The following is a 15,859-nucleotide window of genomic DNA, read 5'->3' as shown; positions in this document are numbered from 1 at the left end:
CTTTATGCCATGTGTGTGACAGCAGAGACTCCCCATCCAATCACAAATAATACAATGAATAGCGCAAGCCCACTTAAGAACAAGTTGAGCAATGCCATCCACGCAGAAAATTTTTGAACTTCTCCCAGCGCATGTAAGTAAATAACAAGCATCCAAATACCTAAAACGATATTAAGAATGGATGCTCCAATATTCAGTCCAATTGTCCCTGTTGTCATCTCTTGTTGCTCATACCCCACAACAAAGAGGTTCCCTCCATGGGCAAACATCAAAATGATCCAAATCAGAATCGTCCCAATTGTCGGGACACTCGTCCAGAAACTCGCAGCCCTAACTTGTTTAAACGAAGTCTTTCCCTTGATCAACTTCCCGACCCAAAAGGTGAAAGCCGAGGTGATGTTAAATAAGATGTACCCAACAGGAATACACAAAATAAGTGCGATGAGTAAGATGACAAAAAGGTTCAGATCTCTTCCTAGAGATAAAAACTGGGCGACCTGAAGCATGTACTGAAACCCGAAAATTGCACAAAGCGCAATAAACCGATGGTTGACGTCATAATTCATGAGCGCTTGCATCGTTTGACGCGGTTTCACCCAAATACTCAACCACGGATTGAGTCCGAGTTTAGTTTTCATGATGCTTCCTCCGATGTCCCTTCAATTTATCGTTTGATCGGCCAAGTGGCCACCCTCATTTTTAATTTATATCGAAACAATTAACTGAGCAAGAAAAAACGAATTATAACAAAATATTAATAAAACTAATTCGTAACAATCTAGAAACTAAAAAAATAGATGAGGCGCAAAAGCGCCTCAAGTTAAGCAACGTGTTGGAAGTAAAGCACTAAAGACATTGCGGCAAAGACAGGAATCTTGATGGGTTTTACTGCCAACGTCTTATGCAAGATATTAAACAAGCAAAGAACTAAGAGTGAAGGATAAATCACTTGGAGTACAGGTGATAGCATTTGAACAATTCCTGTAAACTCAAGCGTTGAGGTGACGGCTGTTAGGATCAAGATCAATCCAAGAGAGTATTCGTACTTCACTTTCTCTCTAAAGACTTGCTTTTGAAGAAAATCCGCACAAACGACTGTCAAGGCGATAGCCGTTGTTAAGCATGTGAGGACAATCGACATACATACTATGAGCCCAGCGTGTTTCCCTAAAACGATGTGTCCAAGGCGCCCAACCAACTGGTCGATCGGAGTTCCAGCCAAGGCATGACTGAAATGGGCTGCAACGTAACCAAAACCGATATAGACAATGCTAAGAAGCGAGGCCCCAATTAAGCTTGCCTTGAAAACAGAAGCGAGAAGAGCTGAAGCCTTGCCTTTCTCTCCAGCTTGCTGCTTTAATCTTCCATAGACTAATGAGGAGAAGAAAAAGGCAGCGATGAGATCCATGGTGTTGTATCCCTCTCTAAGCCCATATAAGAACGGATGGGGAACGTGGCTTCCAGCCATGGTTTCAGGAGTCGAAAAGAAAAGCCCTTTCACAATGATAAAGACAAGAGAAAGGACCAAAATTGGAGAAAGGACGTAACCAATTAGGTCTAAGGTCCGACTTTTCCTCCAAGAAAACAGAAAGATAAGGAAACAACTAATTAAGCTAAAGGTCAGCATGTGCATCCCTGTGAAGTAAACCTTTAAGGTTGCAAAGGTAAGTGTCACCAATCGAGGGATTCCTCCAAAGGGGCCAATGATCCCAAGAAGAACTAAGATGACGATGAGTGCCGGGATCTTCCCAATTCTGTTAAAGAAGCTTCGATAGTCACCTTCAAACAAAGTGATCGACATGAGCCCTGTAAAAGGCATCACCACAGCTGTTAGAATGAGTCCTAGTAGAGCAAACACAATGCCGCTTTCCACATTTTGACCAATAATCAGTGGGAATGTGATGTTCCCTGCGCCAAAAAACATTGAAAACATAGCCAACCCGGTTGATAGGGGTGTGCTCTTTATCTGACTCATTTTATTTACCTCGCTTGTGTTGATTTAAAATAGAAAATGTTTACGTAGACTAAGAATTCGACATGCACCCTACAGGCGCACGATAATGACTAGATTGACTGGAAGAAGGTGTGATGAATACATCGCTCGTCCACTACTTTTATAGTATGCGCAAAGCATAATCTACTCGAGATTTCCTATCAACCAAAAAATTTTAGAGTTTTAATTAAAATTTGTTTCATTAAATTAATTTTATTTGATAAACAGGGGTTAAGCTGAAAAACAAAAATGAAAAAAATGTTTATAAGAAAGTTCGATCACCCTTACTTGAATTTGATAAAAAATTTAGATATCCATGATGAAACAGCAAGACAAAAGCTGATCGAAACTCTGACGTTTAAAATAATCAAAAAAAAGCTGCTTGTTCACCTCTTTCTCATCCTCATCACATTCGGTTATCATTACTATAAGCTGCGACTAAGTACGACGCAAGCTGTTGATGAAGCTCTGACTGCCCGTAAACTCAACGCTTTGTTTTCTTTAAAAGAGACGGACTTGACAGCACTCAAGCAAGTTTACTCAAAAAAAGAGCTCAGTCACTTACAAAAACACCCTATTACAGATTACCATCTTTTGAAGATTCTTTACTTTCAAAGAGGTCCTTTCAAATACAAGAAAATCTGGCAAAGCCTCTTCCTGTCAGCTCAAGCAACGCCTCCCCATGATATCGATTCGATTAACCTTTATTATGACCGTCTCACAACAAGCCATAGCGTGCCGCATGAACAAATCATGAAACACCTTCGCAAAAAGATTGAAGGACGGTGTCCAACAGCTCTCACTACCCAAGAAATCCAAAGAGCTTTCAAAGAGCTCATGGATTCTCAAAAAGCTTCATAATAAATGCTCAAAAGCCTGTTTTAGATGGGGAAGCTGAAAAGAGTACCCTGTGTCCAAGAGTTTCTTAGGTTCAACCCTGATACTAGCGAGCATGAGCTCTTCTCCTTTTTGACCAAAGAGAAGACGGATCATCAGCGCTGGAAATGGAGGACCAGGCCAACGTTTAAGAGCTTGAGCTATTTTTTTCGCAAAATGCGCATTCATCACGGGGTTAGGGCTAGTGAAATTGACTCCCCCTCGAATCGAAGGAGTCATGATGACATGGTAAAGAGCTCCTACGAGGTCATCTAAAGCGATCCAGCTTACATATTGGTGTCCATGACCCATCTTTCCTCCAACGCCCAGTTGAAATGGCAAAAGCATCTTTTTCAAGGCGCCACCTTTGGAGCTTAGGACCATCCCAAACCGAGTTGAGACCACGCGAACTCCAGCATCTTCAAGCTCACGAGCAGCACGTTCCCAATATTGGCAGACCTTCGTTAAGAAGAGTCCTTTTCCAGGTTCACTTTCTTCGGTGAGCACCTCATCTCCTCGATCACCATAATATCCCACAGCAGAGGCACAAATGAAGGTCTTTGGTGGATTTTTTAAGCGCGATAAGACCTTTACAAGGTTTTCCGTTCCTTTGTAGCGACTTGTTAAAATCGCCTCCTTTTTCTTTTTAGACCAAAAGCCCGTCCCGACATTTTCTCCAGCTAAGTGAATGACAACATCAAACCCTTCAAACTTTTCATGATCCGCTTCCGCTTTTTCAGGATTCCATGCAATCTCTCGCTTGGCTGCAGAACCTGATGTGCGGCTTAACCTCCAGACTTGATGCCCCGCAAACTCTAGAAAATCAACAACGGCACTTCCAACAAGCCCTTTAGAACCACTGACCAAAATTTTAAGTGGTTTTTCATAAGTGTATTTCTCTAAAAGGTCTAAATCGTTTTGCAAAATCTCATGCTTGTACTTGAGAATCCTTGTTAACCGCTTTTCCATCTGTTTATTAAGGAAATAGGTCAGAATTTTCGAAAAATGGTGTTTGAAGTTGAATTGATCCACAATTTCGCACGCATGTTCCCCTTGGTCACGCAGCTTCATTTTGTAGACCCATTCATCAAATGGACCATCTACTTGTCTCGCTTCAAAGCCTTCATCTGGGTCAAATTGACAGTACTCTAGAATTGCTCGTTTCGTGATGCACTTTAAGAATTTTGCTTGGATGTGGAGCTTAGCCCCGACTTGATTAGGTTTTCCTTCAGATTTAACGACCTGTATGGGTTCCCAAGGAGCAATAGCTCTCTTTTCCATATTAGGGCGTAAATGCCAGTTCATGACCTTTTCCAAAGGCCGATTGATTAAAGAACGGAAGATGAACCGACCAGAACTCATCTTTGATTGATCCACATAGTCATAAAATCAATGGATTATGAAGCGAAGATGACTTTTTGAAAAGCAGAAAGGTGAGTCCTCTGGGACTCACCTTAAATGATCTCATTCTTATTTCTTGCAGCAGCTTCCGCACAAATACTTACACTTGGCAAGGAAACTAAGTCCCCAAAGGCCTGAAAGGCCTACCAAAGCATAAACCAGGCGTGCTAACCAAGTTGAATCGCCACCAAACAACCAAGCGACAAAGTCGAATTGGAAAAATCCCCAGAGTCCCCAGTTGAGGGCTCCAATTAAGATAAGAATAAGAGCTATCACACTAATGACTTTCATATGATTGATCTCCTTTCACTCTCCTTTCTTCATCTTAAACAGTTTTTTTGAAGTTGTCAAATTTCCTCGGAAATAGCTAAGCGATCAGAGGTTTGATGTTAGAAAAATCAAATTTTAAATTGACTATTAATCGTTTGTAAATAAAATTTTTGTTCATACTTAACACTCGGAGCCCAGATGGCGCTCTAAAAACTTTAGAAATTAGAGGCATGCGCAAGTCAAGACGCACAGCTTTCATTAAAGCAAGGAGTTGAAGGTCAGTATGAAAATGGTCAACAAAATTTTTAACATTATCGGGATGGCAATCATATGCTGTTTCGTTACCCAGGCAGTGGCTAGCGAAAATGTCACCCCCTTTAAACAATTTAACTTCAGTCTATGGTCGGAATACACTCGAGTTGATTTCGACGGAATGACACAAGCTCAAAAAACTGAAAAGCTTCAATCACTTTTTAGAGACCAATTAAATTTCGTTAAGCGACATGGTACACGTAAACTGATTGTCAAAATTTTAGACCCTAGTCAGTTTGCATTCTTCCATCCTGCAAATTTTGATGGCGAAAAGGAAGACAACTTTTACTTTTGGGCTTGCCAGTTAGCCAATTATGCCCAATTAGAAGCGTTATTCGACGTCAATTCTTTTAAACTCACATCAGAATCGATCTTTGACCGCCTAGCAGGATGCTATGGTCTACTAAGGGATTACTTCGGAAAACAAGACAAACCCTTTGGAAACTTCCAGAACGTGATCGAGAAAATGGAGTGGATCGCTTGGGTCAATGAGATCTACGAAGCAAAAGAAAGAAACCAGGCATTGATTGCAGGTATCACTCTAGATCCACAAGGAATAGGCAACTTGATTTCTTATTACCAAAACTTGGTCAATGCGTTTGACCAGTTCCGATTCGAGTCAACGCCAGGATGCAGTGTCCCAGAATGGATCCCAGAAAACTCTTATTCAGGCCTCAAAATTGGAATGCTTCTTCCAATAGACCTAAAGGACTTTGCCTTGGCAAACTGCGCAGATTTTCCTCTTCACTCAGAACTCAGATCTCCAAAAGACTCTTCAAAACTAGGAATTTCTGTTCCAGAAAACTTCCCTTCAACTGCACCTAATTTTGAACCTCCTCCTTGGAGATCAATTGCCTACCGAAATTCATTATTAGATGTGATTTATCTAAATTTTGGTGATTCTCGTTTAGTTGCACATATTTACCAAAATTATGAGGTGCTCCCTCACCCTGAAAAAATTGCTCCAGCAAAGACTCTTGAAGCAATTAATCATAACTTTCAACTCGAAACATTTGGAATCCCATACCTCAAAGGTCCTGGATTTATTAAAGCCTCTTCATCTTCTATCAATGTTCAGGGGAACTACACTTTTTTCCGCACAGGAAGTACAAGAGGTGAAGGACAATTTATCCATGACCAGCAAATTCAAGTGTTTTTACCAGGAACAAATGAAAAAGTCATAAGAACTGTTGTAGGAACTCCTGCCAGTAACAAAGAAATGACTCTTTCATCTCCGTTCAGCGCAACTCACTCTTTTGATAAACTCGAATATTGGACAACAGCTACCCCTTCTAATTGGACAACTCCAATGATTTCCCAAAGGGTAAACTCTAAAATCTATTTTGTGTTCAGCTCGAGTTTCGAGTCTGAGAAAGATAAGTACTTTGGAAACTGGCATTACGGGAATTTCTCGCGATTCATTCATAGCTTTTTAGCGAGATACTTCTTTATAGGCCTTAATGGCGAATATGCCTATCCAACAAATAACCTAGTTCTCCATGACTTCACAACCCTTCCAAATGGAAAGCCTTTTCCAGATGTGAACTGGGGACTTGGTAACCAAAATTATTAAGCTCTTTGAAACCTCTCTCCAATATGGGATTCCTCTCGAGGAATCCCATTTGACTTTTGACCACCTCTCAATTAAAATACTTAACGTGAAAAAGAACCTGAGCAAGGATCGATGTCCCATATTGATAAAGAAAGTCTGAAAGCCTTGGCAAAGCTTTGCCGTATCGAGTGTGATGAAGAAGCACTAGAAAAACTCCTAAAAAATTTAAAATCCATTTTGAACTATATGGATCTCCTCAAAGAAGTTGACACCGAAGAAGTTCCCGAATGCAACCACGTCTTAGAATCCGTTCAAAATGTTATGCGAGAAGATAAAACAGAGGAAACTCTCAATAGAGAGACCTTCCTAGCCAATAGTCCATCCCATGTTGGTGGGATGATTCGCGTTCCCCCTGTGATTAAATTTTAAATAAGTGAAAGTGAAACGATGTACCGAAAAACTGCGCACGCTTTAAGAGAAGGCTTTTTAAAGGGAGAGTATACAGCTTCTCAAATCGCCTCTTACTTTCTACAGCGTATACAGCTTCTAGACCAAGACCTTAACGCTTTTTTGAATGTTATCTCTGACCGTGTCATGCAAAAAGCAGAGGAACTCGACATCAAAAAAGGAAAAGGAGAACCTATGGGAAAACTCGCAGGGGTCCCCATCGCTCTGAAGGATAATATTCAGATTCGAGGCGAAACTACGACCTGTGCTTCTCGGTTCTTATCCAATTATACTGCTCCATTTGATGCAACAGTGACCAAACTTATCGAAGCAGAAGATGGTCTAATTTTAGGGAAAACTAACCTCGATGAATTCGCAATGGGATCATCAACCGAGAAATCTGCTTATCAAATCTCACGTAATCCCTGGAATCTCTCTTGTTCACCAGGTGGATCTTCAGGCGGTTCTGCAGCTGCAGTTGGCGGACGCTTATGCCCCCTTGCGCTTGGAAGTGACACTGGAGGCTCAATTCGCCAACCGGCATCCTTTACCGGAACCGTTGGATATAAACCAACTTATGGTCGCGTTTCACGCTTTGGCCTGGTTGCTTTTGGATCTTCACTCGATCAAATTGGCCCCTTTGCCAACTCAGTTGAAGACATTGCCATGATTATGGAAGTGATGGGACGACATTGTGAGTACGACTCGACAAGTATTGATGCCAATCCAGAAAATTATCTCGATCACCTATCCACTTCACTCCAAGATAAGAAAATCGGAGTCCCTTGGAAGTTTCTTGAAGATTTCAGTGGCCCGAGTGCAGATCATTTTGCTAAAGGACTGCAAGCATTCAAAGATCTTGGAGTTGAAATCGTTGAAGTAGAATTGCAAAAACTCAAATACTCGATCCCAATCTACTACATCCTTTCAACAGCTGAAGCTTCGACTAACCTCGCCCGTTTTGACGGAGTCCGATATGGAAAACGCTCCGAAAAAGCCGACTCGATTGATGCGATCTACGACCTTTCTAGAGAAGAAGGATTTGGAGACGAAGTCAAACAACGGATCTTGCTGGGAACATTTGTTCTCTCCTCCGGCTATCAAGACGCCTATTATAAAAAAGCTCAACGAGTACGCACACTACTCATACGGGAATTTGAAGAAGCTTACAAAAAATGTGACATTGTCGCGCTCCCAACAACGCCCACACCTGCATTTGAAATTGATAGCATCCCTGATCCGTTGCAAATGTACTTGCAAGACCTTTACACGATCTGCGCTAACTTAGCAGGTCTTCCTGCTATGAGTATTCCAGTGGGATTAGACTCAAGTAAAATGCCTCATAGCATTCAACTGCTTGGTCCTCAACTTGCTGATGGAAGAGTGATGCACTTTGCCTATCAACTTGAAAAAGCCCTAGCTCTTTCGAGCTTTGTCCCCCCTCTATTTGACAAGGAGGTTCAACTATGAGCCATGTTTCTTACGAAGAATGGGAACCAGTCATTGGTCTCGAAATCCACGTCCAACTGAAAACGCGCTCGAAGCTCTTTGCTCGCTCTCCCAATCGTTTTGGAGATGAGCCCAACACGAATATCGATGTGATCGATACCGGACAACCAGGTGCTCTCCCAGTCCTTAACCAAGAAGCTGTCGACAAGGCCATTCTTTTTGGCTGCGCTATTGATGCCGAAGTTGCACCCTTTAGTAAATTTGACCGCAAATCTTACTTTTACCCTGACAGTCCTCGTAATTTTCAAATCACGCAGTTTGATAAGCCAATCATTATTGGCGGTCAAGTCATTGCAGATGTCGAAGGAAAATCGAAAGAGTTCCAGATTCACCATGCCCACCTGGAAGATGATACCGGGATGCTCAAACACTTTTCTGAGTTTGCAGGTGTTGATTACAATCGCGCCGGAGTTCCCCTTTTAGAGATTGTCTCTGAGCCATGTATGTTCTCCCCAAAAGAAGCTTCGGCTTATGCCATGGCTGTCAAAGCTATCATGCAGTACCTCGATGTTTCCGATTGTAATATGGAAGAAGGCTCGCTTCGTATCGACACCAACATCTCTGTTCGCCCTCGAGGAGATCAAACGTTGCGCAATAAGGTCGAAGTGAAGAACATGAACTCCTTCACCAATATGGAGATGGCAATTGAGGCTGAAATCCGTCGCCAAGTGCGCGCCTATACAGCCCATCCCCATGAAGATCCAGCAAATGTGATCAAGAGTGAAACGGTTCGTTTTGACTTAGAGAAAAAAGAAACCGTACTCATGCGCTCGAAAGAGGAAGCCAAAGACTACCGCTATTTTCCAGAACCAGACCTGCCCCCCATTGTTCTCAAAAAAGAGTACATCGAAAAAATTCGCCAAGAGATGCCAGAACTTCCTCACGAACGGTTTGAGCGCTACGTCAACAAGCTTAAACTCTCAGAATACAACGCATCAATTCTTGTGAATGAAAAAGGACTTTCAGATTATTTCGAAGAAGCCCTTAAAAACTGTGACAATGCCAGCGCGCTTTGTAATTGGGTCACCGTCGAATTTGTTGGGCGTCTAAAAGATAGCGGCACTCCCCTCTATCAATCCCCCATTTTACCTAAACATGTCGCAGCTTTGGTCAACTTCATCGACCAAAAGAAAATCACAGGGCGAATTGCCAAAGAAGTGGCCGACATCATGGTCCAAGTCCAAGGCAAAGACCCTGAGCTCATCATTCAGGAAAACCCTAACTTTCAAGCGGTCCACGACACCTCAGCGATTGAGCCATTTGTCGACCAAGTCTTAAGTGAAAATGCTCAATCTGTCGAAGACTTCAAAGCCGGAAAAGACAAGACCTTCAACTACCTCGTTGGCCAAGTGATGAAGCTCTCTAAAGGAAAAGCTTCTCCAGACGTCGTAAAAGACCTACTGACGAAGAAGATTCAATCCTAGGATTGAATCTTCAGTCGTTTATGGTTTGCCATCTAAGTGTTTGACGAACTTTGTAAACTTCGAATGACTTCCACTAGTGCAGAGAAGTTTTTCTCGTATCCCTCTGCAACATTAAAAGTGAAAATCTGGCTCATTTTCTCATGAACCTTCCAGGGTGTTCCTTTTCCGCACTTACCAAGAGGATAAGCCCCAAAATCTCTTGGAAGCTGAGCATTTGGATGCTTAATGACTAGAAAATAAAAATTCTTCTCATTGTTAATGGTTTGACAGGTACGGACCCAATCACCAAGAAAGAGATTAAAAAGAGCTGTCAGGTGCTCACTCTTTTCCTTCAAACTCTCAGATTGTAGAAGGAGCTCATAACGCCCTTTAATGCTTGCATTGTCTTTGAGCTTTGGATTTAATTCACTCCAACGCTTTTTGAAGGAGGCAACGGCTCCATCAACTAAATGAGCTCCCTCAAAACATCCTCCAAGTTTTTTTTCATTTTCCAAATTCTTGTTAAGATCTCGGATGATAGCTTCGAGGTTGATCGGACCAGAAAAGCTGTTAGGTAGAAGATCTGGGCTAAACGTTTTACCTTGAAGTCCTTTGAGGACGAGCGAGCAGGCATCCCCAGATCCGCCTTCACTTAACTCCTTTTCAGCCATCTCTCGATCAGAGTGTTTGAAGTGTCTTAAAGCTAAACCTTCTTTTGATGTGGAAAGCCAATCATTCCACGATAAGCCGTTTGTAATTTCATAATCACTGCTATAATTTGACGTTACAGACGTTGTATTTGCCATAAAAATCCCTCGAATTAATTCTTTTTTCTTTCCCCTAGCCTTATTCAGCCTTATGGGGTGCAAAAAGTATACTCCTTTTGAAATTTATGATGGCATAGATAAATACAGTTTCTCTAATTCAAAAAAACTCTATGAATGAATAAAGTTATAGGGAACTAGCCACTCGATTCAAGCAAGACTTCTAAACCGGTAGCTAAGCAGGAGTAAAGTACCTCTCCTACCCTTCGGTATAAATAGCCTTCTCCTCGGCTACATTCCCCCCAACTCCTATATGCATTTCGACGAGATTCCTCAAGATCCATGTAGCGACGGTAATCGAACACTGTTGATCCATGAGCACAATCAAAATGTCCATGAGGGTATTCTTGATAAGAAAAATAATGACCAAGCCAATACTCTCCATCTTCAAGGAGTTGACTCACTCCATTCCTAATCTCTTGCACAGACATGCTTTCAGCATTTTCTAGCAGGGATGCCAAGTGAATAAACCTAGCAGGATTCTCCTCTCCTCTCAAAAGGTCAGACAAAGAATAATCTGCATCAGGAATTTTACTTAGAAACTCCTGAGCATCATTAGAAACAGCAAACCACTCATTTGTATCAGGATGGCATAACTCAATTCTAAAAGGAATGGCAATATCCTCTACCTGCTTAATCGCTTTTTGCCCATCTTTATTCCTAACAGGTAGATCGAGTAGAGGAAGATAATTGTGTTTTTCTTGAAGACTATAGACTTCTTCAAGCAACTTTTCGTGATCTACTTCTAGGGCTCGACTGAAGGGAATATTTGCCTGCGACAGGGCTGAAAAATCTTCAGCTTTTAACCCCTTTTCTAGGAGTTTTTTCAGCGTTGTAGGATGAATCTCTATCCATTGATCCGATGGTTTTAGATAAAACTCAAACGAATGGGCAATTCCTATATCATTGATTGTCTGGATCGGACGTTTTCCCTCTTTGTTTCTAAAAACTGGGACTTCTGAACAAATAGGATTAAAGCGTCGATTCTCCTGTTCCACTTCTTGTGCAACTTGGTCGATGAAGTCTTTTGGACACTCCCCTTCAAATTTCTTCATGCGTTGCTCGAATTGCTCCAAGCTTAAATCAAGATCAGCTATCCGTTCTAAATCTCGATTACAAAAACGATGATCTGCTAAAAATTGAAGTGTTTTTTCTGGAACAAGTTGCCACTTTTCAGAGCGGCGCTGGTAAAACTCAATCCCAGGAATCTTCTCATAATAATTTCTGACTTCAGCTTGTCCAAATCGAAGCAGGGGCCCCGTGTTACACATTTGCAGATAGGAAATACGATCAGGTGGGCAATGCTTCTCTTTGTTTTTCGGATCAATTACATACGTTACGTCTTTAGTGTAGCGTTCATCTTCACTCCGAAGAAGCGCTCGCATTCTCACATCTATCGGGAGATGCTCTAATATATCGGTAAACACAACAGGAACAGTAGGAGCAAAGAGTCGCACTCCTGGAGGTGCATGATTTGCAATGTGATTTGCTAAATTCATTTCAAATTCCTTGCCCTTTCCGGTCGTGCAAGAATCTAGAATAATCGTTGCATTGGGAGCCAGCCTCTTTAAACATGAATCGCTTGGAAACTCATCTAGAACATCAACGCCTAATGTGAAGCCATAATCTTTAGATAAAGAGAAGCTTTTTTGCTGGCCGTGCGCATGAATAATCAATAAGTTGATTGGCTTCTCATCAGCAAAACGATCTATACCACCACAAAAATCATAAAGACTTGTGATTCGTTCTCTACAGAAGTTATACGTTTTGGCTAGTTGAGAAAAGAAATACTTTTTCGGAATCGAGTCGCTTTGAAATGCTCCATTATTGTCATGCGAAGTGACCAAGACAAGCGAATTAGGCCTGTCTGGATCTGGTACAAAACAGTTATTGCCACTTTCAAGATACTCATCATAGCCTTCAGGAATGCCTTTTTCAAACATCGTATAAAGGCGGTTAAAAAGAGCTTTACCTGTAAGGTCTGGGAAAAGAGCTGTCAGTCCAATTGCGCGAACGGGAGAGAGACCTTTATCCATCAAGCGCTTGAGTTGTGAAGAGGTCAACCCTTTATCGATGATCATCCGAGCTGAATCGACCCCAATTGGTTGCCATTGCTTGGCTATTTCATCATAATATTCAATACGCTTGACTCGATTGAGTTCGTTTTGACTGACATCTTCAATACGCGGGATAGATCTGCCTTCCCCGTAATCTCTAGAGAAAACCTCATCATAGTCGTTTTCCAGGTCATAGTAGAGGCTCACATCCCATCGGCTGCACATAGGTTGGCTTTGTCTATCGTATAAGCTGACTGGGGATTGGAATGGCTGAACAAATGAAGCCTCCCCGAACGATGTATAATTAGTTAAACTCATATCTCCCCACAATTTTTAATAAAATTATACCATAATTATTAGTTTAACTCAATTATATTTTACATATTTAAATATTTAACTATTAATTATTTGTACAGTTAAAAAAGCGAAAAACTATCTTTATATTCTGAACAAAGCTATAATCCTTCCGATTTAGAAAAAAAGTGAGGAATTATGGAAGTAACTACTTCTTCAAATATTAGCTTGATAAGTCTTGCTGAGCTGGCCACTTTGACAGCTTTAGAAAAATCAATACAATATCTTCCAATCACTGGCCATCTAATTGGCAGAGTTGTTGGGGCAGCAATACTCTCAGTTGCCGCCGCACTTGAAATCGTGACGCAAACCACTTTGATGATGCCCGCGATTATTTATGCAGTTGGAAAATCCATATATCAAAGAAAGATGGATTTCACCCTTCCATGGCAACATCTGCAACGGATTCAAAGCGCCGTCTACCCTCTTTTCTTTGCAGGCGGTTTTTCTCTGATCCATCCTTATGTTGGACTTTATACGACCCTGCAAACGGATAAAATTGCAGTGCTTGGAATGCTCGGATCAAATCTCTACAGCTCAACTGAAACTCCCTGTAGTCCTATTCATAGTCTCTCAATCATTGAACGGATCGCGAAAAAGATCCAAACGGTCGAAAAAGATTCTAAAACAATCGAGATCTTTCCAGAGTCACATCTCAATGCGATCCGATGCGCCCTGGACTACGAAAAAGGGTTTCAGCAACTACAAGCTCAAGAGTTCCTTTACAAATTGACGAACCTTAACCTCTATGCCATGGCAGCTATTCTGGGAGCCATTGAGAACTCCGGCTTAAACGTAGAAATGAAAGAAGGCTTAAAACGGTTATCAGGCGTCCTCATTCCGCTTTTTGGATTCATTGATCTTATCACAGCACTCGCTCTGCAAGCATTTTTCCTAACAACGGGAGTCAGCCATTGGGTGTCAGGTCGAGGCCCCACTTATACCGAGGTCACGGCAAATCCGCTTATGCACGTCGAATTTCTCATTCAAACCACATTAAAAACGGTTGGGCTCTTGATCGGGACTTGCGTTTGGTTTTTGCACCACCCTTTGTCGGGATTCAAAGCAAGTCTACTACCAGGAACAGCTTTCTTCAATCTTCAGCTAAATTCCAGCTTAGGAAAATTGGAATCGCGCCTTAAATACGGGAAAGAAGGTTCAATTGAAACCGTGCCGATCTTACTTGAAAATGGACAGGCATCAGTGCTTTCTATCCCCTCTCACAGCATGCATAAGACCTATCTCACCATTAAAAAAGTTGAGGGTATGTTCGATCTCTATTGGACCAACTGACCAAACGTTAAGGTTAGAAAAGGATTATCTCTAAATGAAGCAATGGAGCAAGTAGGCTCTATGGTCAAAGAGCGCTATCCTTTTATGGATATTGATAAGATGATGGAATATCCTGTTCGCTCAAAAGAACCAGAGTTTCCTGAAACAGAAAGCTTCAAAATTGATGGACAAGGAAGCCACACAAATTGCGTTGTTTCCAATCTCTTCGGAATGCTCGAAACTCTTGACCAAACAGAAGGTGTCGATGAATCAGTTAAGGCCATGCGCTACCGAGCGATGCGTGATGCTTTAATCGAAGAATATGGCTTTTACAAACATGACTTCTACCCTTTTGCACCATCAGGAATCAGTGGATTTTTCTCTTCTTCAGACAAACCAATATAAGGAAAAACTAGATGTCTAACTCAATCCAATTCAACCCTTCAAACTTTTTTGCAGAGCCCTCACTCAAGGCACTTGCCGCACAGACTGCTGTGGCAATTGGCCTGACCATCCTGCAAAAATCAACAGAAAATCCAACACTCAAAAAACTACAATTCCCTTTGATGTTTCTAACGATTGGAACTGTTGGATACTATGCAGGAGCTGCTGCAATCGTTAACTTAATTGGGACAACACTTCTCACTGGATCAGCTTATTATTACCTCAAAGAAAAGCCCACAGAATCTTCCACTTCAAATGCGAACTCGACTGAAACCACAAGCACTAGCCCTGCTGCCTCGCACACTTGGTCTGATAAAACGCCAAAAGAGCTGGAATCCATCATTGACAGCGTCGATCAACTCTACCGAGACTATGAAAAACAAGATAAACCTCCGGGAAGCTATTGCGTTAACTTTTTCAAAAACGACAAGCCCTTTTCTGTAAGCACTCATGCGACGCGAGATAAAGGAACGCCCCTTATTGGAAGTCCAGAGACGCACTCTGCACCTTGTAGTTTATGCAAAGCAGATTCGAAGAAACTCTCAGATGACTTTAAGTTGCTTTGTTCCTTAAGCAATAGGCCTCTTATCATTGACTCAACATCTCCAACCGTGAATTGGTTTCAAATGCCCAAAGAAAAACAGTTAAAGATGCTCATCGAGGCGCAACAAGTTCAGAAAAAGTTGCAGCCTCTTATCGGAAAAGATCAGCTTTATTTAGAGCTTCATTGTGGTAGCCACGCTGGTCAGACCCAGTGGCATACCCATCTTCGTTTTGAACTCACCTCATCTTGGAAAGGTCTCAATTGGTGGAACCGTATCGGTCTTTAAATCACTCCCCTTTTTAGATCTTCTTATCCTAATTTATATTAGAGAAGGAGTGGCAGTTAGCGTAGTGTGTTTTACTCAAAGAATAAGCAACCTATCAGCGAATTCGTTTTATGCTTCAGCACCATCAAACGTTGATTGAACCTTCTTCTGCAGTTGTCGTTGCAGCTGCACTCTTTCATAAACTTCCAAAATTAGTGGGACCTACCGTTTTTGTCATTAGCGGTAGAAATGTAAGTGATCAAACAATTCAAAAAATTATCTGCGAAAAAAACAGATAAAAATTGCTCGATAAAAACACCTCTTTTTTAATAAAGA

General features: G+C 41.6%; 14 protein-coding genes. 8 read left to right on the top strand and 6 right to left on the bottom strand.

What is annotated here, in order from left to right; translation table 11 throughout:
• Positions 1-2 precede the first annotated feature (2 nt).
• Both ACOOFG_RS05890 and ACOOFG_RS05885 read right to left on the bottom strand, forming a co-directional pair.
• Positions 3-638, bottom strand: a complete 636-nt coding sequence (locus ACOOFG_RS05890) for a YIP1 family protein (protein WP_420420547.1) — start codon at positions 636-638, stop codon at positions 3-5.
• Between the two features lie 182 nt (positions 639-820).
• Positions 821-1,933 carry a branched-chain amino acid transport system II carrier protein gene (locus ACOOFG_RS05885; protein WP_420420546.1) on the bottom strand — a complete coding sequence of 371 codons (1,113 nt, stop codon included), beginning with the start codon at positions 1,931-1,933 and terminating at the stop codon, positions 821-823.
• A gap of 318 nt (positions 1,934-2,251) precedes the next feature.
• On the opposite strand from ACOOFG_RS05885, the gene ACOOFG_RS05880 reads away from it, so the two are divergent.
• Positions 2,252-2,854, top strand: coding sequence for a hypothetical protein (locus tag ACOOFG_RS05880; protein ID WP_420420545.1), 603 nt, complete (start codon positions 2,252-2,254; stop codon positions 2,852-2,854).
• On the opposite strand, the gene ACOOFG_RS05875 is transcribed toward ACOOFG_RS05880, so the two are convergent.
• Positions 2,849-4,174, bottom strand: coding sequence for a TIGR01777 family oxidoreductase (locus ACOOFG_RS05875; protein WP_420420544.1), 1,326 nt, complete (start codon positions 4,172-4,174; stop codon positions 2,849-2,851). The genes ACOOFG_RS05880 and ACOOFG_RS05875 overlap by 6 nt on opposite strands.
• Before the next feature lie 165 nt (positions 4,175-4,339).
• Positions 4,340-4,561, bottom strand: a complete 222-nt coding sequence (locus ACOOFG_RS05870; RefSeq protein ID WP_420420543.1) for a DUF378 domain-containing protein — start codon at positions 4,559-4,561, stop codon at positions 4,340-4,342.
• 262 nt (positions 4,562-4,823) lie between these two features.
• On the opposite strand from ACOOFG_RS05870, the gene ACOOFG_RS05865 reads away from it, so the two are divergent.
• The 4 genes from ACOOFG_RS05865 (at position 4,824) to gatB (ending at position 9,784) form a co-directional block, all read left to right on the top strand.
• Positions 4,824-6,425 carry a hypothetical protein gene (locus ACOOFG_RS05865; RefSeq protein ID WP_420420542.1) on the top strand — a complete coding sequence of 534 codons (1,602 nt, stop codon included), beginning with the start codon at positions 4,824-4,826 and terminating at the stop codon, positions 6,423-6,425.
• 111 nt (positions 6,426-6,536) lie between these two features.
• On the top strand, positions 6,537-6,833 hold the full coding sequence (gene gatC, locus ACOOFG_RS05860) for an Asp-tRNA(Asn)/Glu-tRNA(Gln) amidotransferase subunit GatC (RefSeq protein WP_420420541.1): 297 nt from the start codon (positions 6,537-6,539) through the stop codon (positions 6,831-6,833).
• 18 nt (positions 6,834-6,851) lie between these two features.
• A complete protein-coding gene (gene gatA / locus ACOOFG_RS05855; protein ID WP_420420540.1) occupies positions 6,852-8,321 on the top strand; it encodes an Asp-tRNA(Asn)/Glu-tRNA(Gln) amidotransferase subunit GatA in 1,470 nt (489 codons plus the stop codon).
• Entirely contained in the window at positions 8,318-9,784 is a 1,467-nt protein-coding gene (gene gatB, locus ACOOFG_RS05850; RefSeq protein ID WP_420420539.1) for an Asp-tRNA(Asn)/Glu-tRNA(Gln) amidotransferase subunit GatB, read from the top strand. Before gatA ends, gatB begins: the two co-directional genes overlap by 4 nt.
• Positions 9,785-9,816: 32 nt before the next feature.
• Here the strand turns inward: gatB and ACOOFG_RS05845 are convergent, their stop codons facing one another.
• Together ACOOFG_RS05845 and ACOOFG_RS05840 are read right to left on the bottom strand one after the other, a co-directional pair.
• A complete protein-coding gene (locus ACOOFG_RS05845; RefSeq protein ID WP_420420538.1) occupies positions 9,817-10,569 on the bottom strand; it encodes a hypothetical protein in 753 nt (250 codons plus the stop codon).
• 155 nt (positions 10,570-10,724) lie between these two features.
• Complete coding sequence (locus ACOOFG_RS05840; protein ID WP_420420537.1) at positions 10,725-12,962, bottom strand: hypothetical protein; 2,238 nt, start codon at positions 12,960-12,962, stop codon at positions 10,725-10,727.
• 174 nt (positions 12,963-13,136) lie between these two features.
• Between ACOOFG_RS05840 and ACOOFG_RS05835 the strand changes: the two genes are divergently transcribed.
• From ACOOFG_RS05835 to ACOOFG_RS05825, 3 genes are read left to right on the top strand one after another with little or no spacing between them, the layout of a single operon-like run.
• Complete coding sequence (locus tag ACOOFG_RS05835) at positions 13,137-14,291, top strand: hypothetical protein (protein WP_420420536.1); 1,155 nt, start codon at positions 13,137-13,139, stop codon at positions 14,289-14,291.
• Between the two features lie 42 nt (positions 14,292-14,333).
• Positions 14,334-14,675, top strand: coding sequence for a hypothetical protein (locus ACOOFG_RS05830; RefSeq protein WP_420420535.1), 342 nt, complete (start codon positions 14,334-14,336; stop codon positions 14,673-14,675).
• An 11-nt stretch (positions 14,676-14,686) separates the two neighbouring features.
• Positions 14,687-15,544, top strand: a complete 858-nt coding sequence (locus ACOOFG_RS05825) for a hypothetical protein (protein ID WP_420420534.1) — start codon at positions 14,687-14,689, stop codon at positions 15,542-15,544.
• The last annotated feature ends 315 nt before the right edge of the window (positions 15,545-15,859 follow it).

The sequence above is a fragment of the Simkania sp. genome, from assembly GCF_965215465.1.
Classification (GTDB): domain Bacteria; phylum Chlamydiota; class Chlamydiia; order Chlamydiales; family Simkaniaceae; genus Simkania.
Note: the sequence above shows the minus strand (reverse complement) of the source record. Positions and strands in the feature narration are given on the sequence as shown.

Excerpts from the sequence above, each read along its gene's own strand:
- ACOOFG_RS05885 (WP_420420546.1), bottom strand. The coding sequence starts at position 1,933 with ATGTTTTCAATGTTTTTTGGCGCAGGGAACATCACATTCCCACTGATT.
- ACOOFG_RS05840 (WP_420420537.1), bottom strand. The coding sequence starts at position 12,962 with ATGAGTTTAACTAATTATACATCGTTCGGGGAGGCTTCATTTGTTCAG.
- ACOOFG_RS05825 (WP_420420534.1), top strand. The coding sequence starts at position 14,687 with ATGTCTAACTCAATCCAATTCAACCCTTCAAACTTTTTTGCAGAGCCC.
- ACOOFG_RS05870 (WP_420420543.1), bottom strand. The coding sequence starts at position 4,561 with ATGAAAGTCATTAGTGTGATAGCTCTTATTCTTATCTTAATTGGAGCC.
- ACOOFG_RS05890 (WP_420420547.1), bottom strand. The coding sequence starts at position 638 with ATGAAAACTAAACTCGGACTCAATCCGTGGTTGAGTATTTGGGTGAAA.
- ACOOFG_RS05835 (WP_420420536.1), top strand. The coding sequence starts at position 13,137 with ATGGAAGTAACTACTTCTTCAAATATTAGCTTGATAAGTCTTGCTGAG.
- gatB (WP_420420539.1), top strand. The coding sequence starts at position 8,318 with ATGAGCCATGTTTCTTACGAAGAATGGGAACCAGTCATTGGTCTCGAA.
- gatA (WP_420420540.1), top strand. The coding sequence starts at position 6,852 with ATGTACCGAAAAACTGCGCACGCTTTAAGAGAAGGCTTTTTAAAGGGA.
- ACOOFG_RS05830 (WP_420420535.1), top strand. The coding sequence starts at position 14,334 with ATGGAGCAAGTAGGCTCTATGGTCAAAGAGCGCTATCCTTTTATGGAT.
- gatC (WP_420420541.1), top strand. The coding sequence starts at position 6,537 with ATGTCCCATATTGATAAAGAAAGTCTGAAAGCCTTGGCAAAGCTTTGC.
- ACOOFG_RS05865 (WP_420420542.1), top strand. The coding sequence starts at position 4,824 with ATGAAAATGGTCAACAAAATTTTTAACATTATCGGGATGGCAATCATA.
- ACOOFG_RS05880 (WP_420420545.1), top strand. The coding sequence starts at position 2,252 with ATGTTTATAAGAAAGTTCGATCACCCTTACTTGAATTTGATAAAAAAT.
- ACOOFG_RS05875 (WP_420420544.1), bottom strand. The coding sequence starts at position 4,174 with ATGAACTGGCATTTACGCCCTAATATGGAAAAGAGAGCTATTGCTCCT.
- ACOOFG_RS05845 (WP_420420538.1), bottom strand. The coding sequence starts at position 10,569 with ATGGCAAATACAACGTCTGTAACGTCAAATTATAGCAGTGATTATGAA.